General features: G+C 63.3%; 24 protein-coding genes and 1 riboswitch. Of the genes, 17 read left to right on the top strand and 7 right to left on the bottom strand.

Annotated features, from left to right (window positions below; all coding sequences use genetic code 11):
* The first annotated feature begins 51 nt into the window (after nt 1–51).
* From M1E05_RS14995 to M1E05_RS14975, 5 genes are all read left to right on the top strand, one after another.
* On the top strand, nt 52–1542 hold the full coding sequence (locus tag M1E05_RS14995; RefSeq protein WP_461163394.1) for a CitMHS family transporter: 1491 nt from the start codon (nt 52–54) through the stop codon (nt 1540–1542).
* A 127-nt stretch (nt 1543–1669) separates the two neighbouring features.
* Nucleotides 1670–1966, top strand: a complete 297-nt coding sequence (gene gatC, locus M1E05_RS14990) for an Asp-tRNA(Asn)/Glu-tRNA(Gln) amidotransferase subunit GatC (RefSeq protein ID WP_458113746.1) — start codon at nt 1670–1672, stop codon at nt 1964–1966.
* Between the two features lie 3 nt (nt 1967–1969).
* Complete coding sequence (gene gatA / locus M1E05_RS14985; protein WP_461163393.1) at nt 1970–3550, top strand: Asp-tRNA(Asn)/Glu-tRNA(Gln) amidotransferase subunit GatA; 1581 nt, start codon at nt 1970–1972, stop codon at nt 3548–3550.
* On the top strand, nt 3547–5055 hold the full coding sequence (gatB, locus tag M1E05_RS14980) for an Asp-tRNA(Asn)/Glu-tRNA(Gln) amidotransferase subunit GatB (protein ID WP_458114451.1): 1509 nt from the start codon (nt 3547–3549) through the stop codon (nt 5053–5055). The genes gatA and gatB overlap by 4 nt, the downstream gene beginning before the upstream one ends.
* Nucleotides 5056–5288: 233 nt before the next feature.
* A complete protein-coding gene (locus tag M1E05_RS14975; protein ID WP_461163392.1) occupies nt 5289–5939 on the top strand; it encodes a hypothetical protein in 651 nt (216 codons plus the stop codon).
* Between the two features lie 107 nt (nt 5940–6046).
* On the opposite strand, the gene M1E05_RS14970 is transcribed toward M1E05_RS14975, so the two are convergent.
* Nucleotides 6047–6970, bottom strand: a complete 924-nt coding sequence (locus M1E05_RS14970) for a LysR family transcriptional regulator (RefSeq protein WP_458114452.1) — start codon at nt 6968–6970, stop codon at nt 6047–6049.
* Between the two features lie 135 nt (nt 6971–7105).
* On the opposite strand from M1E05_RS14970, the gene tdh reads away from it, so the two are divergent.
* The 4 genes from tdh (at nt 7106) to hutI (ending at nt 11812) form a co-directional block, all read left to right on the top strand.
* Nucleotides 7106–8152 carry an L-threonine 3-dehydrogenase gene (gene tdh, locus M1E05_RS14965; protein WP_461163391.1) on the top strand — a complete coding sequence of 349 codons (1047 nt, stop codon included), beginning with the start codon at nt 7106–7108 and terminating at the stop codon, nt 8150–8152.
* Between the two features lie 8 nt (nt 8153–8160).
* Nucleotides 8161–9369 carry a glycine C-acetyltransferase gene (locus M1E05_RS14960; protein ID WP_461163390.1) on the top strand — a complete coding sequence of 403 codons (1209 nt, stop codon included), beginning with the start codon at nt 8161–8163 and terminating at the stop codon, nt 9367–9369.
* Between the two features lie 74 nt (nt 9370–9443).
* A complete protein-coding gene (locus tag M1E05_RS14955; protein ID WP_461163389.1) occupies nt 9444–10598 on the top strand; it encodes an NAD(P)/FAD-dependent oxidoreductase in 1155 nt (384 codons plus the stop codon).
* Nucleotides 10599–10609: 11 nt separating this feature from the next.
* Nucleotides 10610–11812, top strand: coding sequence for an imidazolonepropionase (gene hutI, locus M1E05_RS14950; RefSeq protein WP_461163388.1), 1203 nt, complete (start codon nt 10610–10612; stop codon nt 11810–11812).
* Between the two features lie 31 nt (nt 11813–11843).
* On the opposite strand, the gene M1E05_RS14945 is transcribed toward hutI, so the two are convergent.
* Nucleotides 11844–12524, bottom strand: coding sequence for a histidine phosphatase family protein (locus M1E05_RS14945; RefSeq protein ID WP_309106976.1), 681 nt, complete (start codon nt 12522–12524; stop codon nt 11844–11846).
* An 80-nt stretch (nt 12525–12604) separates the two neighbouring features.
* Between M1E05_RS14945 and M1E05_RS14940 the strand changes: the two genes are divergently transcribed.
* Nucleotides 12605–13372 carry a CPBP family intramembrane glutamic endopeptidase gene (locus tag M1E05_RS14940; protein WP_461163387.1) on the top strand — a complete coding sequence of 256 codons (768 nt, stop codon included), beginning with the start codon at nt 12605–12607 and terminating at the stop codon, nt 13370–13372.
* 143 nt (nt 13373–13515) lie between these two features.
* On the opposite strand, the gene M1E05_RS14935 is transcribed toward M1E05_RS14940, so the two are convergent.
* Complete coding sequence (locus M1E05_RS14935) at nt 13516–14154, bottom strand: VOC family protein (RefSeq protein WP_458113754.1); 639 nt, start codon at nt 14152–14154, stop codon at nt 13516–13518.
* Nucleotides 14155–14306: 152 nt separating this feature from the next.
* Nucleotides 14307–14422, top strand: a riboswitch (SAM riboswitch).
* Between the two features lie 12 nt (nt 14423–14434).
* Between M1E05_RS14935 and metX the strand changes: the two genes are divergently transcribed.
* From metX to M1E05_RS14915, 4 genes are all read left to right on the top strand, one after another.
* Complete coding sequence (gene metX / locus M1E05_RS14930; RefSeq protein ID WP_461163386.1) at nt 14435–15613, top strand: homoserine O-acetyltransferase MetX; 1179 nt, start codon at nt 14435–14437, stop codon at nt 15611–15613.
* Nucleotides 15614–15793: 180 nt separating this feature from the next.
* The gene (locus M1E05_RS14925) at nt 15794–17176 is read left to right on the top strand and encodes an MFS transporter (RefSeq protein WP_461163385.1); all 1383 of its coding nucleotides are present in this window, start codon (nt 15794–15796) and stop codon (nt 17174–17176) included.
* Between the two features lie 6 nt (nt 17177–17182).
* Nucleotides 17183–18301: a zinc-dependent alcohol dehydrogenase family protein gene (locus tag M1E05_RS14920; RefSeq protein ID WP_461163384.1), complete on the top strand. Its 1119-nt coding sequence runs from the start codon at nt 17183–17185 to the stop codon at nt 18299–18301.
* A gap of 101 nt (nt 18302–18402) precedes the next feature.
* Complete coding sequence (locus M1E05_RS14915) at nt 18403–18666, top strand: DUF3072 domain-containing protein (RefSeq protein WP_461163383.1); 264 nt, start codon at nt 18403–18405, stop codon at nt 18664–18666.
* A gap of 1 nt (nt 18667) precedes the next feature.
* Here M1E05_RS14915 and M1E05_RS14910 read toward each other — a convergent pair whose 3' ends face one another.
* Nucleotides 18668–19225 carry a hypothetical protein gene (locus M1E05_RS14910; protein WP_461163382.1) on the bottom strand — a complete coding sequence of 186 codons (558 nt, stop codon included), beginning with the start codon at nt 19223–19225 and terminating at the stop codon, nt 18668–18670.
* Nucleotides 19226–19275: 50 nt separating this feature from the next.
* Nucleotides 19276–20151, bottom strand: coding sequence for an SGNH/GDSL hydrolase family protein (locus tag M1E05_RS14905; RefSeq protein ID WP_461163381.1), 876 nt, complete (start codon nt 20149–20151; stop codon nt 19276–19278).
* Nucleotides 20152–20221: 70 nt separating this feature from the next.
* On the opposite strand from M1E05_RS14905, the gene M1E05_RS14900 reads away from it, so the two are divergent.
* Nucleotides 20222–20872 carry an alpha/beta hydrolase gene (locus tag M1E05_RS14900; protein ID WP_461163380.1) on the top strand — a complete coding sequence of 217 codons (651 nt, stop codon included), beginning with the start codon at nt 20222–20224 and terminating at the stop codon, nt 20870–20872.
* A 7-nt stretch (nt 20873–20879) separates the two neighbouring features.
* Here the strand turns inward: M1E05_RS14900 and M1E05_RS14895 are convergent, their stop codons facing one another.
* Complete coding sequence (locus M1E05_RS14895) at nt 20880–21218, bottom strand: YciI family protein (protein ID WP_461163379.1); 339 nt, start codon at nt 21216–21218, stop codon at nt 20880–20882.
* A gap of 68 nt (nt 21219–21286) precedes the next feature.
* Entirely contained in the window at nt 21287–21523 is a 237-nt protein-coding gene (locus tag M1E05_RS14890) for an RNA-binding S4 domain-containing protein (RefSeq protein ID WP_247044191.1), read from the bottom strand.
* A gap of 33 nt (nt 21524–21556) precedes the next feature.
* Between M1E05_RS14890 and M1E05_RS14885 the strand changes: the two genes are divergently transcribed.
* Both M1E05_RS14885 and M1E05_RS14880 read left to right on the top strand, forming a co-directional pair.
* Nucleotides 21557–22570, top strand: coding sequence for a DMT family transporter (locus M1E05_RS14885; protein ID WP_461163378.1), 1014 nt, complete (start codon nt 21557–21559; stop codon nt 22568–22570).
* Nucleotides 22571–22813: 243 nt separating this feature from the next.
* The gene (locus M1E05_RS14880; protein ID WP_461163377.1) at nt 22814–24199 is read left to right on the top strand and encodes a glycine--tRNA ligase; all 1386 of its coding nucleotides are present in this window, start codon (nt 22814–22816) and stop codon (nt 24197–24199) included.

Below are 24199 nucleotides of genomic sequence, written 5' to 3'. Positions count from 1 at the left end.
GTATCGCGCATCACACTGTTGTGTTGCTGTTCACAGGAAAAGGAGCCGGCCGTGCTGGTATTACTTGGATTCGCCATGATCGCAGTATTCATGGTGCTGATCATGACGAAGAAGTTGACGCCAGTCCTGGCGCTGATCATTGTTCCCACTGTATTCGGATTGTTTGCAGGCGCTGGCCTGGGCATCGGCGACATGGTCATGGACTCAATGAAGTCCATGACCTCCACCGCAGCGCTGCTGATGTTCGCCATCATCTACTTCGGCCTCATGATCGACGTCGGGCTGTTCGATCCGCTGGTCCGGTTCATCCTGCGCAAGCTCGGCAACGACCCCGCCAAGGTTGTTCTGGGCACGGCGATTCTGGCGGCAGCAGTATCCCTCGACGGCGACGGTTCCACTACGTTCATCCTCACCACGGCTGCGATGCTGCCGATCTACCTCCGGTTGAAGATGAGCCCCGTGGTCCTGACCTGCGTGGCAGGCCTGGCCAACGGCACCATGAACATCCTTCCCTGGGGAGGCCCCACCGCACGTGCCGCCTCCGCGCTGAAGATCGACGTCAACGACGTCTTCGTTCCGATGATCCCGTCCCTGATCGCAGGCCTGGTTGTAGTCTTCGTCTTCGCCTGGCTGCTGGGCCTTCAGGAGCGCAACCGACTTCGCGCAACGGCTCCCGGGATCTGGGGCGATCTTTTGGATCCGGCAGACGCGTTCGGCGGCGGCACCACCCCGGCCCTCGGCGGTTCGGGTTCGACGGGTACATCCGGTGGCGGCCGCAGCGGAGGCAAGGGTGACGGACCTGCCGGCGGAAGCCCCGCCGTCGAGGGCTCAGCAGTTGCTGTCCTGGACCATCCTGAATTGCTGGTTGATGACAGGGATTCAGCCATGGCGGACACCGCACTGGACCCCAACCGCAAGACCTTGCGCCCTAAGCTCCAGTGGTTCAACCTTGGCCTGACCGTGGCCGTCATGGGCATGCTCATCGCTGACCTCGTGCCCCTGCCGTACGTCTTTATGGTGGGCTCGGCCATCGCCCTGCTGGTGAACTTCCCCAGGGTCAAGGACCAGGCCACCCAGCTCATCGCCCACGCGCCGTCCATTGTTGCCGTGGTCAGCATGGTCATGGCCGCCGCTGTACTGACCGGTGTGCTCACCGGAACCGGCATGGTCGAGGCCATGTCTGCCTGGCTGGTGAACATCATCCCGTCCCAGATGGGTCCGTTCATGGCCGTGATCACCGGGATTCTGAGCATTCCGATGACGTTCTTCATGAGCAACGACGCCTTCTACTTCGGCGTGCTGCCCGTTCTGGCCGAGACGGCCAGCCACTACGGCATCAGCGCTGCGGACATGGCACGCGCCTCCATCACCGGCCAGCCCTTCCACCTGCAGAGCCCGTTGGTTCCCGCCATCCTGCTGCTCGTCTCCCTTGCCAAGGTCGACCTCGGCGACCACCACAAGAAGGTGCTATGGCGCACGGCCGTTATTTCCCTCGTGATGCTCGGTGTGGGAGTCCTTACAGGAGCCATCGGAATCGGCTAACCTGAGATTGTCGGCGGCTTGCCGTCTGGCCAGTTGTGCCCGTCTCACGCCCGCTGGGGGTCGTCAGGCGGGCACACTGTTGCCACGTAGACTATGGGGGAAACCAACTACCTTGCAGGGGAGATCCATGGCTGCGATCAACCGTGACGACGTCGCGCATCTTGCGCGGCTGGCGCACATCGAGATGAGTCCTGACGAGCTGGACAGAATGGCAGGCGAACTCGCCGTCATCGTTGACGCCGTGAAGTCGGTGAGTGAAGCCGCCGGCGACGACGTCCCGGCCACGTCCCACCCCATCCCGCTCACCAATATTTTTCGTGAGGACATCGTGGGGCACACGTTCACCGCAGAAGAGGCATTGTCCGGCGCGCCGGATGCCCATGAGAACCGGTTCAAGGTTCCGGCAATCCTGGACGAGGACTGAGACATGACTGAATACAACGCTACCGGTACAAGTGCCACCGAGCTCATCCGCAACTCCGCCGCGCAGCTGGCTGAGAAGCTGGCGGCCCGTGAGGTCTCCGCCGTCGAGGTCACCCAGGCGCACCTGGACCGCATCGCCGCAGTAGACGGCGGCGACAGGGGAGTCCACGCCTTCCTGCACGTCAACACCGAAGAAGCGCTGGCCGTTGCCGCCGAGGTGGACAACATCCGCGCCGCCGGCGGAGCCGCGGCCGAGGAGCTCCACGCCCTCGCCGGCGTGCCCATCGCCGTCAAGGACCTCATCGTCACCGTCGGCCAGCCCACCACGGCGGGCTCCAAAATCCTCGCAGGCTGGCACAGCCCGTACGACGCCACAGTCGTGAAGAAGCTGCGCGCTGCGATGATGCCCATCCTGGGCAAGACCAACCTCGACGAGTTCGCGATGGGTTCCTCCACAGAGCACTCCGCCTTCGGGCCCACCCGCAACCCTTGGGACCTGGACCGCATCCCCGGCGGTTCGGGCGGTGGCTCCGCGGCCGCCGTCGCGGCCTTCGAAGCCCCCCTTGCCCTCGGCACGGACACCGGTGGCTCCATCCGCCAGCCCGGCGCCGTGACCGGAACCGTCGGCGTCAAGCCCACGTACGGTGGCGTTTCCCGCTACGGCGCCATCGCCATGGCCTCTTCCCTGGACCAGATCGGCCCGGTGTCACGCACGGTACTGGACTCGGCCTTGCTGCACCAGGTGATCGGCGGGCACGATCCCTTCGACTCCACCTCGCTGCCGGATCCCCTCGCTGACCTTGTTGCCGCTGCACGCATCGGCAACATCGAGGGCATGAAAATCGGCATCATCAAGGAACTTCACGGCGAGGGCTACCAGGCCGGCGTCGAGAACCGATTCAACGAATCCCTTGAGTTGCTGAAGCAGGCCGGAGCCGAAATCGTTGAGGTCTCATGCCCCAACTTCAAGTACGCGCTGGGTGCCTACTACCTGATCATGCCCTCAGAGGCCTCCTCCAACCTGGCCAAGTTCGACGGCGTCCGGTACGGCCTGCGGGTCCTCCCCCAAGACGCGCCGATGACCATTGAACGCGTGATGGGAGCCACCCGCGCTGCCGGCTTCGGCAACGAAGTCAAGCGGCGCATCATCCTTGGCACGTACGCCCTGAGCGCCGGCTACTACGACGCCTACTATGGGTCTGCGCAGAAGGTCCGCACCCTGATCCAGCGTGACTTCGAGGCCGCCTTCACCAAAGCTGACGTCCTGGTTTCGCCCACTGCACCCACCACCGCTTTCAAGCTCGGTGAGAAGCTGGACGATCCCCTGGCCATGTACCTCAACGACGTCGCCACCATCCCAGCGAACATGGCGGGCGTACCAGGCCTGTCCCTCCCCGGCGGACTCGCCGACGAGGACGGGCTCCCGGTGGGCATCCAGCTCCTCGCCCCGGCCCGTGAAGACGCCCGGCTGTACCGCGTTGGTGCAGTCCTTGAATCATTGCTCGAGGCGAAGTGGGGCGGTCCCATCCTGGCAAGCGCGCCCTCGCTCACGGAGCTTGTCACGACACCCGGAGGTTCACGCTGATGTCCGACGCAATCCTGACCTTCGACGAGGCCATGGAGAAGTACGATCCCGTTCTGGGGTTCGAGGTCCACGTGGAGCTCAACACCAAGACCAAGATGTTCTCCTCAGCGCCCAACGTGTTCGGTGACGAGCCCAACACCAACGTGAACGAGGTGGACCTTGGCATGCCCGGCGTCCTGCCCGTGCTTAACAAGACGGCCGTGGAATCATCCATCAAGATCGGCCTCGCGCTCAACTGCAAGATCGCTGAGTACTGCCGTTTTGCCCGGAAGAACTATTTCTACCCGGACACTCCGAAGAACTTCCAGACTTCGCAGTACGACGAACCCATTGCGTATGACGGCTACCTTGACATCGAGCTCTCCGACGGAACGGTGTTCCGCGTCGAAATCGAACGGGCCCATATGGAGGAAGACGCCGGAAAGCTGACCCACATGGGCGGAGCCGCCGGCCGCATTCAGGGTGCCGATTACTCCCTGGTGGACTACAACCGTGCCGGTGTTCCACTGGTCGAGATTGTCACCAAGCCTATCCAGGGTGCCGGCTCGCGGGCTCCGGAACTGGCCAAGGCGTATGTGGCAGCGGTCCGTGAAATCGTGAAAAACCTCGGTGTTTCGGATGCCAGAATGGAACGCGGCAACGTCCGTTGCGACGCCAACGTTTCGCTCCGCCCGCACGGCCGCGAACGCTTCGGCATCCGGTCCGAGACCAAGAACGTAAACTCGTTGCGCGCCGTCGAACACGCCGTCCGCTACGAGATCCAGCGGCATGCCGCGGTTCTGGACTCGGGCGAGCCTGTGGTTCAGGAAACCCGCCACTGGCACGAGGACACCCGCACCACCACCTCCGGCCGTGCAAAGTCTGACGCCGACGACTACCGCTACTTCCCGGAGCCTGACCTGGTTCCTGTCGTGGCTTCCCGCGAATGGGTTGAAGAACTGCGGGCGACTCTGCCCGAGCCCCCTGCCGAGCGGCGGAGGCGGCTGCAGGCCGACTGGGGCTATTCAGACCTGGAGTTCCGCGACGTCGTCAACGCCGGTGTGATGGACGAAATTGAGGAAACCATTGCCGCTGGCGCCACTGCATCGGTGGCCCGTAAGTGGTGGATGGGCGAGATCGTCGGGCGCGCCAAGAACGCCGACGTCGACCCCGGCCAGCTGGGTGTTGCGCCTGCCACCATCGTTGAGCTGAACAAAATGGTTGAAGACGGCAAGATCAACAACAAGATGGCCACGGAAGTACTCGACGGCGTGCTCGCCGGCGAAGGTACTCCGGCGGAGATCGTGGAGAAGCGCGGCCTCGCCGTGGTGTCCGACGACGGACCCCTCCTTGAAGCAATAGACGCAGCCCTCGCCGCGCAGCCCGACGTCGCTAACAAGATCCGCGGCGGCAAGGTCCAGGCCATCGGAGCAATCGTTGGCGGAGTCATGAAGGCAACGCGCGGACAAGCCGATGCGGGCCGGGTGCGCGAACTGATCCTGGAAAAACTGGGAGTAGAAGGCTAGTCGAAGCTGGAGTCGAAGCCTAACGTTCTTTCCTTCCCAACTGGGTCGCAGTTAACGTTGTTTTGAGCCGTCAAAACAGCAACAACTGCGACCCAGTTGGCTTTGGGACCGGGGAAGTTTGTAGCAGATTGCCGGCTCTGAACTTGCGGCAATCTTGTGTATTCGCCGCTGCTTCCGGTCGTAAACTGCTCACAAGGCGCCGGTGTCCACCCGGCGCGGCGGGAGGAAGTGCCATGGCTACCCAGGAGCCCAGGAACATACGTAAAGCTGCCCTCGTGGGCACCATTGCAGTCGCGCTCACTGGAACGGGAGCTGCTGTCGCATGGTCGGCGGGTGATCCGCCCAACAATGGCCAGTCCCAGTCAGCCTCCCCGCCGGGCCAATCCCAGGACAAGGGACAGAAGAACAGGCCGGACAAAGCCCAGCGAGGCCAGGCCCTGCATAGCGAGACCGTGGTCAAGAACAGCGACGGTTCCTTCCAGACCGAGGTTTCCCAGCGTGGAACGGTGGAATCAGTCAGCGAGAACTCCGTCACCGTCAAGAGCGAGGACGGGTTCAGCCAGACCTACGTCATTCGCGCTGAAACACGGATAGTCAAACTTCCGCCACTGGCAGAGGACGGCTCACTACCCACTGACGAGTCCGGGAAGCGGCTCAAGCCCACCGATGTCACCGCAGCGGACCTTAAGGCCGGCGACACGGTCCGCGCCAAGGGCATCAGGGACGGCGACTCGGTTGCAGCGGAAAAGATCGTTGCAGGGGTAGCCCCGGACGGACCCGGGAACGGTATGGGCTTCGGCAGGGATCATCGGCCCGGCAAGGATCATGCCAAAGGAAACGGCAAGGCCCTGGGCAAAAATCAGGCACCGGGCAATGCACCATAGGTGGAGCGCCTGAGCCACCAGAGCCGCTCGGGACGCGCAAACGGTCGGAGGACACCAAATTTAGGTGTCCTCCGACCGTTTCGGCGTCCTGATGCCCTTTGCGTGTCCTAAACCGGAGACCCGTCCGCGTCAACGAGTCCGTCCATGATCTTTTGGAGCGCATGGCACACCATCATGACCGACGTCCGTTTCAGGTTTTCGGGGCGTGCCAGGATGTCGATCCTCCTTCTGGTGCTGATGCCCTCCAACGGGCGCAGCACGATACCCGGATTCAGTGCCGGCCTGGCTGTGTAGCGCGGTAGCAGGCCAATGACACTGCCGGCGGCCACCAGTGCCGCGACAGTGGAGTAATCGTTGATGCGGTGCACGATGTTGAGCTCGCGGCTTGATGAGGCGGCGACGGCGGTCAGGACGTCCGCGGGGGAGTAGCCGGCGCGGCTGGTCACCCAGGGTTCGCCGGCGACGTCGTCCGTTGTCAGTGAGCGCAACCGGGCCAGCGGATGATTGGCCGGCAGGGCGACGTCGAGAGGTTCCCGGGCGAGCGGGATCACGGCCACCCTCTCCTCAGGCCATCTCGGGCTGTGGTCCATCCGGTGCGCCAGCACCAGGTCGTACCGCGCGGTCAGCGCCGGAAAATCCTGCTGGGCCACGTCCTCGTCGGAGAGCAGCACCTTCGGAGTATCAGGAGCGTCCAGGAGCCGGGCCAGGGGAGCAAACAGAACCTGGCCGGCACTGTGGAAACCGCTCACCGTCACCGGCGAGACCGGAGATGCGTGGTAGGCGCCTATCGCGCGCCGGGCTTCGGCCATGGCGCTGACGACGGCGGCTCCCGCATCGGCCAGTACCTGCCCGGCGTCGGTGAGGACCAGGTTCCGCCCTTCCTTCCGGGTAAGCGGCACATCCAGGCTCTTCTGCAGAGACGCCAATTGTTGGGACACGGCGGAAGGTGTTACCAGGAGCGTTTCTGCCACGGCTTTGACACTGCCAAGGGCACCGAGTTCGCGCAGCATCTCCAGCTGGTGAATTTCCATAAGCATGATTGTATTCCTAAGCAAAAGCTAAATCGTCGATTGAGAAACTCCCGGTTGTGCTAATGCGTTTTTGAGGCTCTAATGAAGGAAGTTCATGGCCTCCGAGACAGGGGCCAGCAAGAGTGGAGGAAGCCAATGAAGGCTCTGTATAAGTCCGGTGCCCATTCCGGGTTCGAACTGGCAGACCGGCCAGAGCCCGAAGCCGGGCCTGGCGATGTCAAGATCCGGGTAATGACCACGGGCATCTGTGGGACCGACCTCCACATCCAGTCCTGGGATGCCTGGGCGCAAAGCATCATCGAAGCCCCGCTCATCCCAGGCCACGAGTTCTACGGCGAAGTGGTGGAAACAGGGGACGGCGTCAGGGACGTCAAGGTGGGCGACAGGGTTTCCGGGGAGGGACACGTAGTCTGCGGGATCTGCCGTAACTGCCGTGCCGGCCGGAAGCAGATGTGCATCCACACCGTCAGCGTCGGTGTCCAGCGCGACGGCGCTTTCGCTGAGTACGTGGTCATCCCCGAAACGAACGTCTGGGTCCATCAGGATCCCTCCGTGACCCCGGAGCTGGGCGCCATCTTCGATCCCTTCGGCAATGCTGTCCACACCGCCCTCAGCTTCCCGCTCGTCGGTGAAGATGTCCTCATCACCGGGGCCGGTCCCATCGGCTTGATGGCCATCGCCGTGGCCCGGCATGCGGGGGCGCGGAAGATCGCCATTACGGACGTCTCGGCTCCACGGCTTGAACTGGCCCGGAAGCTGGGCGTTGACCTGGCCATTGACGTTTCCAAAATGAGGATCAAGGACGCGCAGCAGGAGCTTGGTATGCGCGAGGGCTTTGACATCGGCATGGAAATGTCCGGCCACCCCACCGCGCTGCCCGAAATGATAGACAACATGAACCACGGCGGCCGCATCGCCATGCTTGGCCTTTCCAGCCAGTCCATTGATATCGACTGGGGCAAGGTGGTTACCCATATGCTGACCCTCAAAGGCATCTACGGCCGTGAGATGTTCGAGACCTGGTATGCCATGAGCGCCATGCTGTCCTCCAACCCTGCTTTGCACGCCGGCATTTCGGCCGTAGTCACCGACACCCTCCCGGCCGCCGACTGGGAAAAAGGCTTTGAAATCGCCCGCGCAGGCATCGGCGGCAAAGTCGTCCTCAACTGGACTGAAATCTAAGGAGCACCATGTATTCAGGCATCAAGGACCAGCTGCAGGGCGAGCTGGACGAGATCCGCACCGCAGGGCTTTTCAAGACCGAACGGCACATTGATTCCCCGCAGGGCAACCACATCCGGGCAGGCCAAATCGGTGAGGCAGGAGCAGACGTCCTTAACTTCTGCGCCAACAACTACCTCGGCCTCGCTGATCATCCGGAGATCATTGCAGCGGCGAAGTCCGCCCTGGACGAGCGGGGCTTCGGCATGGCCAGCGTCCGTTTCATCTGCGGCACCCAGGATGTTCACCTGGCCCTGGAGGAGCGGGTTTCCAGATTCCTGGGCACCGAGGCCACCATCCTGTTCTCCAGTTGCTTCGATGCCAACGGCGGCGTTTTCGAATCACTTTTCGGCGCCGAGGATGCCATCATCTCCGATGCCCTCAATCACGCGTCCATCATCGACGGCATCCGGCTCTGCAAGGCCCAGCGGTTCCGCTATGCAAACAGGGACATGGCAGACCTCGAGGCGAAACTGATTGAGGCGACGCGGGGTGAGAAACCGGCACGCAGGACCATCATCGTCACGGACGGTGTGTTCTCGATGGACGGTTACCTTGCCCCGCTGGAGGCCATCTGCGATCTTGCCGAGCAGTATGACGCCCTGGTTATGGTGGACGATTCCCACGCCGTGGGCTTTATGGGAGGCACAGGAGCGGGCACCCCGGAGCACGCCGGAGTATCCTCCCGCGTGGACATCTACACGGGAACGTTCGGCAAGGCCCTGGGAGGCGCATCCGGCGGCTACGTCTCGGGACGCAGCGAAATTGTGGCGATGCTCCGCCAAAAGGCGCGCCCCTACCTGTTTTCCAATTCGCTGGCCCCTTCCATCGTTGCAGCCACCCTCAAGGCCCTTGACCTGGTGGAGAATTCCGCTGAGCTGCGGAGCAAGCTCTTCGCCAATGCCCAATTGTTCCGGAACAGAATGACTGAAGAAGGTTTTGAACTTCTAGAGGGCGAACACGCGATCGTTCCGGTGATGTTCGGTGACGCAGTGGCGGCTGCCAAGGTGGCAGACCGGATGCTGCAGCACGGAGTCTTCGTGACGGCCTTCAGCTACCCGGTGGTACCCAAGGGTGCAGCACGGATCCGGGTACAGCTTTCGGCTGCGCACAGCACTGACGACGTCGAAGCTTGCGTGAGGGCGTTCGTGGAAAGCCGTGAGGCTCTCGCCGCCTGAGCCCCGCCCCGGCGGAATGCCGCCTGAGCTGATGCTGCACTGCGCCAACCGCCACCGTCTGCAAGGATGGAGCAATGTCAGCAAATTATGATGTGGTGATTGTAGGCGGCGGCATAGCGGGGCTGTCACTGGCCTCGGCCCTTGCGGGAAAATGTAGGGTCGCCCTGGTGGAAGCCGAGCAGTCTCTTGCCTATCACACCTCATCGCGCTCGGCCCGGCAGCTGATTCCGAGCTACGGCCCGGCCGTGGTGCAGCAGCTGACTGTCCGTACCCTTGAGCTGATCGCTGCAGAGGATGAGGCCAAGCCCGTCAAAGTCCTCACACCACGCAGCTTCATGCTGATCGGGGATGAGGATACCGTCCGGGCAGAAGCCAGCGGCTCCATGCGCCGGATCAGTCACACGGAGGCCCTGGCGCTTTGTCCGGTTCTTGAACCGGACTCGTTCAGCGCCGCAGGCCTAGATACAGAATCCTTCGGCTGCAATGCCCCGGTGCTTTTGGAGCATCACCGGCAGGTGGCGGAGAGCGCGGGCGTCGACATCATCACGGGAGCGGGGGTTCATTCGGCCCAGCATCTCGGCTCGGGCTGGCAGATCGGGGCCGGACAGGAGGCGCTGCAGGCCGGTGTCCTGGTCAACGCCGCAGGCGCGTGGGCCGATGAGCTTGCTGTCATCAGCGGGGTGGAAAAGCTTGGCCTGCAGCCGTACCGGCGGACGGCGGCGATTGTCGCCGTCGAACATTCACTTCCGGAGAATTGCCCCATGGTGGCGGCAGCCGACGAATCCTTCTACTTCCGCCGGGAGGGGGCCGACGTCCTGGTTTCCCCTTCGGAAGCGGTGCCCAGCGGTCCAGAAGACGCGAAGCCGCACCCCGGAGACGTGGAGACGCTGATCGCGCGGCTGAACTCGGTGACCACTCTGGGGATCAGCGGCGTCAGGACCGCTTGGACGGGTTTGCGGACCCAAGCGGCCGACGGCCTTCCCGTCGTGGGGTTCGACGCCGAGGCGCCCGGATTCTTTTGGCTCGCCGGACAGGGCGGTTACGGCTTCCAGACCTCCTCGGCGATTGCTGAACTGGCAGCGGAGCAGATCCTGACCGGAAATAAGACCGTCGGACAACAGAGTGCCGGACAGCAGACTGCCGGGCAGCAATTAACCGGGGAAGGCAAGCGTCCGGTATCCCGTACAGCTGAAGCCCTGGCCGCCACCCGCTGGTCCATCCGGCGCTGAAGAATTGATCCATGAGCACCCTCGTTACCAATATCGCCGAACTGATGACCCAGGACCTGGAGCACCGCGTCCTCAAGAATGCCGCTGTGGTGATCGAAGGGGAACGTATCTCATGGATCGGCATGGCGGCAGAGGCCCCTGCGGCCGACGATGTGGTGGACGCCGGCGGCCGTGCCGTGCTGCCAGGCTGGGTGGACTCCCACACCCACCTGATCTTCGCCGGGGACAGGACTGCCGAGTTTGAGGCCCGCATGGCTGGCGAAAGCTACAGCGCGGGGGGCATAGCGGTGACCACCGGCGCTACCCGGAACACCAGCGACTACGACCTGACCCGGCTGGCGCTTGGCCGGGTGGCGGAGGCCGTCTCCCAGGGGACCACGTACCTGGAAACCAAAACGGGCTACGGACTGGATGTGGAAAACGAGGCCCGGAGTGCCCGCATCGCCGCCACCGCCGTCGACGAAGTGACCTTTCTCGGAGCGCACCTGGTGCCGGACGGAATGGACGCGGAGGAATACACGGACCTCGTTTGCGGCCCGATGCTGACGGCAGTCCGGCCCTACGTCCGCTGGGCAGACGTCTTCTGTGAGCGCGGCGCCTTCACCGAAGAGCAGTCAAGGCGGGTGCTGAAGGCCTGCAAGGATGCAGGACTGGGCCTGCGCGTCCACGGCAACCAGCTTGGCGAGGGCCCGGGGGTTCAGCTGGCGGTGGAGTTTGGCGCAGCCAGTGTCGACCACGTCAACTACCTGTCACGGGCAGACCTGGACGCGCTCGCCGCCAGCTGGTCCGGGAACACTGGAAACGGACAGCGGGGAACGGTGGCCACTTGCCTTCCCGCTTGCGACCTGTCCACCAGACAGCCCCTTGCGCCCGGCCGCGAGCTCCTGGACGCCGGAGTCCCGATTGCCCTGGCCTCCAACTGCAATCCGGGAACGTCCTACACGAGTTCCATGGCCTACTGCGTGACCACTGCCGTGCTGCAGATGCGCCTCAGTGTCCACGAAGCTGTCCGCGCGGCGAGCTACGGCGGTGCCCTGGCGCTGGGCCGGGAGTCGGGGAACGACGTCGACGGGGAACGGGCGGTGGGTTCCCTCGCCGTCGGCCACCGGGCAGACCTTCACATGCTCAATGCGCCCTCGGCGACTCACCTCGCCTACCGCCCGGGAATCCCGCTGACGCACGCTGTCTGGCGTGCCGGCGCACGGGCTAAGTAAAGCCAGGCCGTGGGGTAGGCCTCTGGACCGGCTAGAAGAGCATCGGGGGAGCGTCGAGCACCGTCTCGTCCACCCGGCGCTCCACCCACTGGCTGAAGGGCTTGTCCAACTCGTATTTGCCGAGCTCGGTGCGGATCAGGGTCCGGACTTCGGCGTTCTCGGGATTGTTGAGGGACTCGAAGTACTCCACAGACCAATGGAACCAACGCATGCAGAACAGCCTCATGGTCAGCCCGTGGGTCACCAGCAGGGCGTTCGGCGCGTAGGAGGGCTTGGACCAATGCCGGTACAGGGTTTCCATGAAGGAGGAGATGCGGTCGTAGACGTCGGAACCTGACTCGCCCTCACGGAACCTGTAGAAGAAGTGTCCGTAGGCGTTGCGGAGCTCCTTCTGGTCCTCGATCTCCCCGGAGATCTGGAAGTTGGCCCAGTCCTGCTCCCTTAGCCGGGGCTCCTCAATGACGCGCTCAACGAGGTTGCCCAGGTTCAGCGCCTCGAGGGTCTGATAGGCCCGGAGGTAAGGAGAGACATAGACGCACACCTGCTGACCGTCGAGCTGACGGCGCACATCGTCCCCGGCCTTCCTGGCCTGCTCCAGTCCTGCAAGCGTGAGGGGGATGCGGTAATCGGGCACACGGTTGTAGATCGAGGTATCGGCGTTGGCAGCCGACTGGCCATGCCGGATCATGATGATTTTCCCGGGCGCGCTCATAAGCCTCAAGCATAGGGGCAGGTCCGGCTTGTACCGGGTGGGTACAGGAAAGAACCAGCAAATGCATGCAAGATAGGAACATGCTGGTGCCATCCCGCCGTCGTCTGCGGATTGAAGTGTTGATTGTCCTGGGCCTCTCCCTGGGCCAGTCCGCCGTTTACTCAGTGGTGCAGCTGCTGGACAAGATGAGCCAGGCGCCGCTGGCCCAGGGCACGTCCACCCTCAACCGTTCCCAAAGTACGCGGGAATACTTCGACCTGACCTACCAATTGCTGGACATTGCCTTTGCCCTGGTGCCGGTGCTCCTGGTCTTCTACTTCCTCACAGAACAACGGCCCGCAGGCCTTCGGGGACAGTCCGCGTTCGGCAAGCTGGGCTTCGACCTGGCCCGGCCGGGGAAGGACCTGCTGCAAGGGGTGGGACTCGCCGCCTTGATCGGCATCCCCTCGCTGGCGCTCTATGCCGTCGGCAGGCAACTGGGCATCACCACCGCCATCATCCCGAGCGCCCTTGACGACTACTGGTGGACCGTCCCGGTTCTGATCCTCTCTGCCATCCGGCACGGGATCGTCGAGGAAGTCATCGTGGTGGGGTATCTGCTCAACCGGCTCGGGAAGTTCGGCTGGAGCGTGCCGCTGGCCATCTTCACCAGCGCCGTGCTCCGTGGAAGCTACCACCTGTACCAGGGCTTTGGCCCCTTCATCGGCAACGCGGTGATGGGAGCTGTGTTCGCATGGCTGTACACCCGGACGCGCAGGGTAATGCCCCTCGTCATTGCCCACGCCCTGCTGGACATAGTGGCCTTCGTGGGCTTCAGTCTCTTTGGCAAGGCAATCGGGCTGGGGTAAGGGCTTAAAGGAATTCGGCCACCATCAGCAAGTGACGTCATTGGCACCCGCTGTTGGCGGCCGAAGTATTGTGGGCAGACTTTGCCCGTGGATATGGGGGAGCTCTCTCCAAAGAACGAGGTAGCCTCCCCACAGTGGCTGGATCAGATGGTGACTGCTCCGATGGGGGTTTCGAACGTGACGGACAGAATCCCCGGCGTTCCGTGCGGTGCGAGCCAGTTTACGGCGACGTCTTCAAGAGGCCTCTCCACGGGCTCACCCAGCCATTCGGTGACCCGCTCGGCTGATCCGGCAATGGTGAGGCTGGACATCTTGACGCTGCTTGGGTACGCGTTGGACGGGTGCAGTGACGGGTCACCTTCCCACTTGAGCATGTAGGGAACCTGGGGATCGGCGATGAGTCCCAGGATGCCTATTTGCTTCCAAACGAGTTCGCGTCCGTCCGGGAATTTACGGTTTCCATTGACGGCCGCACGGCCAAGCCGCTCCTCGAACGGCGCCAGGTCGTCTACTTCGACGCACCAGCCCATCCAGCCCCCGCCAGCCGCCGAGCGGGCCCGGACGGCCTGTCCGAAGGGTGCTTTATCTGATGCCGGGTGGTCAAGGACCTCCACGACTTCAAGGTATTTGTGCCCGGCGAGCGGGATGATCATGTTCCGGGTTCCAAAGCGGGGATGTACCCCGCCTTTCACAGCTTCGACGCCCAAGGCGGACGAAATTCGTTCGGTAGTGGCCGCGAGGCCATCGTTTTCACAGGCGTAAGAGACGTGATCCATGCGCATAGCCTTCATCTTGGCACTTTGTGATGGGCCTCTCAGCTTAGGGTCACCTAACTGCGCTACTATCGCGCGTCGTCGTCGCCCTTTGTCCTCCTGAGTCATATTGCTGTCACAATCTTCGCTATTACGGCACCGTTCTCCGTAGACTTTGAAAAGGTCATGAGTGCCAGCGACAGCCCCGGCTTGCTGGCCGGCAACCCTCCTTCCGCGGTGGGGTGCCCCGGGTGAAGACCTGGCCTGTCAGTCAGCTGATGGCAGGCAAGCGCGTAGAAAAGGTCCTCTTATGACGATTGCCGTCAACCGCACCGGCGTACCCGGAATCCAACTGCCCGGAACCGAACTGCCTGCAACGGAACCCGTTGCGCATCCGAAGAGCGTTCCGGACGGGACTGTCCGGTTTCTCACCATCGGCGGCCTCAAACTCGAAGCCGGGGGCCACCTTCCCGACGTCACGTTGGCCTACGAAACCTGGGGAACCCTCAACAGTGATGGCTCCAACGCTGTCCTGATCCAGCATGCCCTTACCGGGAGCACGCATGTTACCCGCGGTGAGAGCGAGGAGGAAGGCTGGTGGGAACAGCTGGCGGGTCCGGGAGCCCCCGTTGACACCGACAAGTTCTTCGTCGTCTCCATCAATATCCTCGGTGGCTGTTACGGGTCCACGGGACCCTCGACGGTGGCACCCGATGGCCGTCCTTGGGGCTCACGCTTCCCGCTGGTGACGCTGCGGGATACGACGGCGGCGGAAGCGCGCCTTGCTGACGCCTTGGGCATCGGCAGCTGGTATGCCGTGCTGGGCGGCTCCCTCGGCGGTGCCCGTGCCCTTGAGTGGGCTGTCAGCCATCCGGGTCGGGTGCAGCGCTGTGGAGTGATCTCCATCGGCGCGCGCAGCACCGCAGAGCAGATCGCTTTTGCCCAGGCTCAGACTCTTGCCATCCGACAGGACGTGAATTTCAACGGCGGGGACTACTACGGTGGGCCCGAGCCCGAAGCAGGGCTCGCCCTTGCCCGACGCATCGCCCACATCACCTACCGTTCAGCTGCTGAACTGGACACGAGATTCAGCCGGGATGCCCAGCGTGGCGAAAGCCCGCTGCAGGCAGTGTCGTTGGGGGAGCGTGGCCGGTACCAGGTGGAAAGTTATCTGGACCACCAGGGCAGCAAGCTGGTAAAGCGTTTTGACGCCAACAGCTACATTGCCATCACCGAGGCGCTCATGAGCCACGACGTCTGCCGGGGGCGCGGCCCACTCAAGGACGCGTTGTCTGCCGCGACCGCCCAGTTCTTTGTGGCGGCGGTTGACACGGACCGGCTGTACTTTCCTGCACAGTCCCACGAGCTTGCCCAGGCGCTGCCGGGCGACGTTCCCGTCCACGTCATTGAGGCACCGATTGGCCATGACGGTTTCCTCACGGAGATCGGGCAGCTCAGCGAAGAGCTGCGCAGGAGCTTCTTTCCCTAGGCAGGCCTCGAGCGCAGAGTTTCTGCATTTTTGCAGAGCATGTCTGCACTTTTCGCCGTTGAGCCTGCACTGATGTGAGGCCATACTCGATGAATCCGGCGGTTCGTGGTGCAGGTCACCAGCGTCCGCCTTCGAATGGTTCCACGTGGCGTCGATGTAGACGCTGAAGGAGTTCGCATCATGAGTACGGAAAACTCCGCCGCAAGGCGTTTAGAAGAAACTGATATCAAAGCTTCAGGGCTCAAAAAAGTTGTCACCGCCTCCATGGCCGGGACTGTGGTGGAGTGGTATGAGTTCTTCCTCTACGCCTCAGCCGCCACCCTCGTCTTCGGCAAGATGTTCTTCCCGAACTCGGGCACGGAACTGGACGGCATCATCGCAGCCTTCGTCACCTACGCTGTCGGCTTCATTGCACGCCCCATCGGCGGAATTGTGTTTGGCCACTTCGGCGACAAGTTCGGCCGGAAGCAGCTCCTGCAGCTGAGCATCATCCTGGTGGGCGTATCCACCTTCCTGATGGGCTGCCTTCCCACTTTCGGCGAGATCGGCTACTGGGCGCCGGCGCTGCTCGTCTTCCTTCGCTTCGTCCAAGGTTTCGCTGTAGGCGGGGAATGGGGAGGGGCCGTGCTTCTCGTCGCAGAGCACAGCCCCAGCGCGTCCCGTGGCTTCTGGTCCAGCTGGCCCCAAGCTGCCGTGCCGGTGGGCAACCTGCTCGCCACCGGTGTGCTTTTCACGCTCTCGGCAGTGCTGTCGTCCGTTGACTTCTTGGGCTGGGGATGGCGCGTAGCGTTCTGGTTGTCCGCGGTGATCGTCGTCGTCGGCTACTACATCCGAACCAAAGTCAGCGACGCTCCCATCTTCCTCGAGGCCCGTAAAGAAGTAGCCGTCGAGAAAAAGGGCTACGGCGTGGCCGAGGTGTTCCGCCGCTATCCCCGTGGTGTCTTTACCGCCATGGGCCTGCGCTTCGCGGAGAACATCCTGTACTACCTCGTGGTGACGTTCTCCATCACGTACCTGAAGGTGGTTGTCCAGACAGACACGTCACGGATCCTGCTCCTTCTCCTGGTTGCCCACTTCGTACACTTCTGCGCCGTGCCGCTCGTCGGGAAGCTGTCGGACGCCTTCGGCCGCCGTCCCGTCTACCTGGCCGGAGCGATCCTGGGCGGCACCTGGGGATTCTTTGCCTTCCCGATGATGGATACGGCGAACGACCTCATCATCCTTTCCGCGATCACCATCGGCCTGCTCTTCCACGCCCTCATGTACGCCGGACAACCTGCCATCATGGCGGAGATGTTCCCCACGCGGATGCGCTACTCCGGAGTGTCCCTTGGCTACCAGGTAACCTCGATTGTGGCCGGCTCGCTCGCCCCGATTATCGCCACGTCCCTGCTGAACGCCTTCGGCTCCTCCACTCCGGTAGCCCTGTACCTCATGGGTGCATGCCTGGTGACGGCCGTTGCCGTACTCGTCCTGAAAGAGACCCGCGGGATCTCCCTGCTGGACGTTGATGCCGCCGATGCCAGGGGAACAGCGGATCTGCTGGCAGCCGGACGAAAGTAGGACCTGATGCGCGCGGCCGTCCTCCATGCAACAGTTCCGCCCGGCACCGCTCACACCGAGGCAAACACCCTGAGAATTGAGGAGCTGGACCAACCGGAACCCAGGGCCGGTGAGATCGGTGTGGCCATTACGTGCTCGAGCCTTTGCCACTCTGACCTTTCAGTGGTGGACGGGTCGCGCGTCAGGCCTTTACCTATGGCTCTCGGCCATGAGGCGGTAGGGCGGGTGGTGGCCCTCGGGCCGGGTATAGCAGATGTCAGTGTCGGGGACCACGTGGTGCTCGTATTCGTTCCCAGTTGCGGTTCCTGCCGCGCCTGCCTGGCAGGCCGGCCGGCACTGTGTCACCGCGCGGCGGAAGTCAATGGCTCCGGGGACCTCCTCCACGGCGGTGCCTTGCTGAGGACCGCCTCCGGAGAACGGATCAACCATCACCTCGGGGTTTCGGCCTTCGCCGATTATGCGGTGGTTGCACGGGAGTCCGCGGTGGTCATCCCCGAGGACGTTCCGGACACCGTTGCAGCCATGTTCGGATGCGCTGTACTGACGGGAATGGGGGCGGTGCTCAACACAGCGGAAGCGACGCCGGGACAGTCGGTCGCCGTCGTTGGGCTTGGTGCAGTTGGCCTGTCAGCCGTAATGGCTGCCCGGCTGGCCGACGCCGCGCACATCATCGCCATAGACCCGAACCCGGGAAAGCACCAGATCGCCAGGGACTGCGGGGCGACGGCGGCCGGCACCCCTGAAGAGGCGGCACGGCTCGTCGAGGAGGCCACGGGGGATGGAGTGGACGTGGCCGTTGAGGCCGTCGGTTCGGCAGCGGTGATGGGTGCGTGCCTTGACCTGCTGACCAGGGGAGGGGCAGTCGTGTCGGTTGGATTGCCGCATCCGTCGGCAGAGCTGGCTGTCCCGGCGTTGCAGTTTGCGGGGGCAGGGAAACGACTGCTCGGCTCCTATATGGGAGATTCCGTCCCGGAACGTGACATCCCCCGCTACCTCGGTTTCTGGCGGGAAGGGAAGCTCCCGGTCGAGCTGCTCCACACAGACACCAAACCGCTCGAGGAGATCAACGAGGGACTGGACGCCCTCTCTGCAGGCACCGTCATCAGGAGGCTGTTCCGGGCTTAGGTGCGCTCCAGACGCGTTGCAGAGAAGCGCTGCCGGACCGTCTTCAGAGCATGGCAACGAGGCCTCTACACCGGGATTGTTGCTTGTCCTAAAGTGTTTTTATGGACAAGGACGACGAGACTCTGGGCAGCCCGGTTCCGGAACCCGGAGCAGGAATGGACCGCGATCCAGAGGACTGGGTCACGGGTGATGAACCAATGACAGCGGCTCAGCGCAGCTATCTGGACACCTTGGCGAGGGAGGCCGGCGAAGAGATCCCGGCCAATATCAGCAAGGCAGCGGCCTCGAAGCACATCGACAGGCTGCAGAACAAGAGCGGCCGGGTTTCGGGTGGCGACGTTGCCGGGGGCAAGCGGCCAAACTAGCTTAGCCCTTCATGATCTCTGCCCGGCGGGCCATGTACTCCTCCATGGCGATCTCACCATTGCTGTACTGCTGATCCAGTTCAGCCAGTTTTCGTGCCCGGTATCCCTGCGGGGCCGACGGCGGCGGCGGGGTTTCCGGGGCGGAAGGCTGCTGGGGCTGTTGGCGGGCCAGCCACTCCCGATACTCCGGGCTGTCCTCGAAAGGCACCTGGCCGGGCTGCGCGGGCTGACCGGGCTGGCCGGGAGCCTGGTAGCCGCCGGGAGCCTGGTAGCCATTCGGATCCTGATAGCCGTTTGGTCCTTGGAACGGCGGGACCTGAGGCGGTCCATATTGACCCTGGTTGCCGGGCTGGTTGCCTGGTTGGTCGAAGGCGCCGAAAGCTCCGTAATAGTCCCGCTGGGTGTAACCGTCCCTGTACTGGTTGTTCTGGTTGTTCAGCGGGCCAGGGTACTGACCGTTAATGCCCTGATTCTGGTTCCGGCCGCCGGACCTGCGGAACAGGCGGATTGCCACGGGAACCAGAACCCCCAGGATGATAAGCAGGAAAAATGCGTCCACGACGTCACGCCTCTCAGATGTATTCCTTCCAGCTTAACGGCCGGGGAAAGCTACGAGTGCCGTGAGTCCTCGGTTGCAAGGGGGCCTTCACCCGATCCCAGTGGCATGCCGGGTCCGAACACCGGGCCGGGAGTGGGCCGTTTGGCAGTGATTCCATCACCGGATGAGCGGTTACGTAATCGCCGCACCACCCAGGGGACAAAGTACTCCCTGGCCCAGACAAGATCGCCGGTCCGTGCCTCGCGCCAGCTGCGTGGAGGCAATGGTTTCGGCGCGAGCGGTTCCAGCGTGTGCTTGACGTTGAGCGAATCAAGGACCATCGCCGCAATGGTGTGGTGACCGAGCGGCGAGAAGTGCAGCCGGTCGGCGTCCCACATCTGCGGGTCATGCAGCTGCCGCAGTGACCACATGTCGGCGATGATGGCATCGTGCCTCGCAGCCACCGTGCGGAGATTCTCGTTGTAGATGGCCACCTTGCTGCGGATCCGGCCCAACACCGACGATCCTGTGTCCGGGCCGTTGAAGAGCACCACCGTGGCGCCGTCCATGCTGAGGATCTGGACCACTGAGTCCAGCTTCTCCGCCAGGGCATCCGGATCGCCCCCGGGGCGGATGAGATCATTTCCACCGGCCGAGAGCGTCACCAGGTCCGGCTTCAGGGCCAGGCACGGGGCAAGCTGCTGATCCACGATCTGTTGGAGGAGGCGCCCCCTGACGGCCAGATTGGCGTAAGCGAAGTCCTCGTGTCCGCGGCTGAGCTCCTCCGCCATGCGGTCCGCCCAACCTCGATGCCCACCGGGATTGCCGGGTTCGGGATCGCCGATGCCTTCGGTGAAAGAGTCGCCCATGGCTACATAACGGCTCCAGGGATGCGGCTGGATGGGCTCTGGCTGGCTGGAGGCGGCTTCGATTTGGCTCACCTTCATATCCTGCCCTCCAGGTCCAAAGCTACGCCACCGTAGGTTGTTACTAATGGGTAACTGTAAGAATGGACCCATGACTTCAGCCGATAGCTTCCCTGCCCCTGTTGTTCTCTGGTCCAAGCCCGAAGAGGCCCGGGCCGGCAAGCCGCTCCTTGTCCTGTTGCACGGTTACGGTGCCAACGAGCAGGACCTGTTGAGCCTGGCGGACATGCTGCCGGAGGAATTTGTTGTTGCATCCGTCAGGGCTCCGATAGCCATGGGACCGGGTTTCACGTGGTTCCCCTTGACCGGATCCGTCGAATACTCGGTCGACGCCGTCAAGATCGCCTCCTCCTACGTCCTGGACTGGCTCGACGGCATCAAAGGCAACCACCCGTCCGTGACCCTGCTGGGGTTCTCAATGGGCATGGCCATGGCCACCACGATGCTCAGGCAGCGCCCCACGGACTTTGCCGCCGTCGTCGGGCTTTCAGGTTTTGTGGTGGATTCCGGCGACGATCCGGACTTCTTTGATCACGAGCTCGACGGCGGTGTGCCGATGTTCTGGGGCCGGGACCAGCAGGATCCGGTCATCACGCCGGACAAGATCGAGTTCACCATGGGCTGGGTGCGCAAGCACGTAAAACTCACCAAGGTGCTTTACACAGGAATGTGGCACGGGATCAACCAGCAAGAGATCGGCCACGTGTCCGAGTTCCTCACCCACGAGGTCCTGAACAAGTAGCCCCCAACTAGCTCTCGGGGTCGTACCCGAACTCGCGGAGCTCCTGTGGGCAACGGCAGGCCACTGCGATCTTCCTCGCCCACTCGACAGCGTCCTCGCGCGTGGTCAGCTCCAGCACGGTAAACCCACCCTTGAGCTCGGAGCCCGGATAGACATCGGTGCCCACAGACCCGTCGGGGGAGACCAGCAAAGGATCGACTTCCTCATTGATCCCGCCGCCGAATACGTAGACGCCGGCGGCCTTCGCCTCCGCGATCACAGCGTGGGATTCGGCGAAGACAATCGGGAACTCCTCGTCGGTGAGCACCATGGCTTCGCTCGGGAAGGAGATGAGGTATTTGGTCATGACTCGATGGTGCCCCCTGGTTAGCGCATCGTCACCAACGTCCGATGCAAATGCACTAGCGAACGCAGCTAAATGTCGGAAGGCGCGATGATCTGGACAGTGTGCCCGTTGACGGTGACAGTGTCCCCGTCGTGGAGCTGGCGGCCTCGCCGGTCGTCGATTTCCCCGTTGACCTGCACGAGGCCGTTCTTGATCAGCTCCGTAGCCTGCACGCCGTCCTCCACCAGGTTGGCGAGCTTCAGCAGCTGGCCAAGGCGGATCATCTGGTCACGGATGGGAATCTCTTCAATCTCCGGGTTGCTCATACAAGCAATAATGCCTGACGTAGGGTGGATCCGGTGACTTCCGTTCCCCGCCTTCCCCTTGTTGCAGGACTGCCATTGGCTGTTGCCGCCGGACTGGCCATTCCCTTCCAGGGCCGGATCAACGGAGCCCTGGGCACGAAGCTGGACGACGGCATCGCAGCAGCGACGGTGAGTTTCACTACAGGACTGATCCTGATGCTGGTCATTTGCCTGATCCTGCCCAAGGGACGGGCCGGCCTCGCACAGATCCTTCCGGCCGTGAAGGAACGCCGCTTTCCGCCCGTCTATGTCATGGCCGGAAGTATTGGTGCCCTGTTTGTTTTCGCCCAGTCATTGACCATTGGGCTGCTTGGCGTTGCCCTGTTTACCGTGGCGACCGTAACGGGGCAGACCCTCAGCGGGCTCCTTGTGGACAGGCTGGGGATCGGGCCGGCAGGAAAGCGGTCCGTCACCGGTATCCGGATCCTGGGCTCGCTGCTCACGATTGCCGCCGTGGCCTGGGCGGTATCGCCACGGTTCGGGGCGCCGGCGGCTACGGCCACAGGCCCGGCAGGGCCGGGTGCAGACGCGGGATTGAGTGAACCAAGCCAGCTGCTCCTTCCCCTGCTGCTCCCTGTACTGGCAGGCTTCTTCATAAGTTTCCAGCAGGCTATGAACGGCACCGCCACCGCCCACTACGGCACACCCCTGGCCGCCACGCTGGTCAACTTCGTTTCCGGCACCGTGGTGCTGTGGCTGGCGTGGCTGGTGAAGCTTGCGGTCCTGGGTGCAGGCAATGCGTTGCCCGCCGAATGGTGGTACTACCTTGGCGGTCCGATGGGGTGCGTCTTCATCGGGCTTGGGGCCCTGTTGGTCCGCAGCCTCGGAGTGCTGGTGACGGGGCTGGGTATGATCGCGGGCCAACTCCTGGGATCCCTTGGCCTGGACGTGGTCTTCCCCACCCCTGGAACAGTGATAGCCCTCCCTACGGTGCTGGGCACTCTGTTGACCCTCGGCGCAATCGTCCTTGCCACCTTGCCCTGGCCGCGGGGGATCCTCAGAAGGTAGCGTCGCCGGATGGCCACCCGGCGAGCCAACGCGCCGGGAGGCCGGTAGTCTAGGAACCGCAGCTTTTCTGCACAGCTTTCCCGCACGCCCAAGTAAGTAGCATGTCGTTTTGAGGGCTCAGAACCGCATCTACTGCTGGTTGGGGGACTGCGAACCTTGCATCGCCCCGCCCGGCAACCAGCCGGGGATCCGGGGCCAGACCGCGCGGACCGCACCCAGCGGCCTGTAGAAATTGGAGTTACCATGGCAGCAAAATCCGTCCTCGACCAGATCATTTCCCTCGCCAAGCGCCGGGGATTCGTTTTCCAGGCCGGTGAAATCTATGGTGGCTCCCGTTCAGCGTGGGACTACGGGCCCTTGGGTGCCGAGTTGAAGGAAAACATCAAGCGCCAGTGGTGGCAATCAGTGGTCCGCGGCCGTGAGGACGTCGTCGGCCTTGATTCCTCAGTGATCCTGCCCCGCCAGGTATGGGAAGCGTCCGGCCACGTCGACGTATTTTCCGATCCCCTTGTGGAGTGCCTCTCCTGCCACAAGCGCTACCGCGCGGACCACCTCGAAGAAGAGTATGAGGAAAAGAAGGGCCGCCCGGCCGAGAACGGCTTGAAGGACATCGCCTGCGCCAACTGCGGAACACGCGGCCAGTGGACCGAGCCGCAGGAGTTCTCCGGCCTCCTCAAGACCTACCTGGGTCCCGTGGCAAACGAGGAAGGCCTTCACTACCTCCGTCCGGAAACCGCCCAGGGCATCTTTGTGAACTTCAGCAACGTGCTCACTACTTCCCGGAAGAAGCCGCCGTTCGGTATTGGCCAGATCGGCAAGTCCTTCCGCAACGAGATCACGCCCGGAAACTTCATCTTCCGTACCCGCGAGTTCGAGCAGATGGAGATGGAATTCTTCGTCGAGCCCGGCACAGATGAGGAATGGCACCAGTACTGGATGAAGGAGCGCATGGCCTGGTACACCGGCCTTGGCATCCGCGAGGAAAACCTCCGCTTCTTTGAGCACCCGCTGGACAAGCTCAGCCACTACTCCAAGGGAACCACAGACATCGAATACCGCTTCGGGTTCCAGGGCTCGGAGTGGGGCGAGCTGGAGGGCATCGCCAACCGCACCGACTTCGATCTCTCCACTCATGCGAAGGCGTCCGGCCAGGACCTGAGCTACTTCAACCAGGCTACGAATGAGCGCTACACCCCATACGTGATCGAGCCGGCCGCAGGCCTGACCCGCTCCTTCATGGCCTTCCTGGTGGATGCCTACACCGAGGATGAGGCCCCCAACGCCAAGGGCGGTGTCGATGTCCGTACAGTGCTCAGGCTCGATCCCCGCCTCGCTCCGGTCAAGGCTGCCGTTCTTCCGCTGAGCCGCAACGAGGACCTGTCCCCGAAGGCCAAGGACCTTGCCGCCCAGCTGCGCCGGAACTGGAACATCGAGTTCGACGACGCCGGTGCCATCGGCCGCCGCTACCGCCGCCAGGACGAGATCGGTACGCCGTTCTGCATCACCGTGGACTTCGATACCCTCGAGGACCAGGCGGTCACCATCCGTGAGCGCGACACCATGAGCCAGGACCGTGTTTCGCTCGACAAGGTGGAGGCCTACCTCGCCGCCCGGCTGGTGGGTGCCTGA

Source organism: Arthrobacter sp. R4-81, assembly GCF_054792365.1.
Note: the sequence above shows the minus strand (reverse complement) of the source record. Positions and strands in the feature narration are given on the sequence as shown.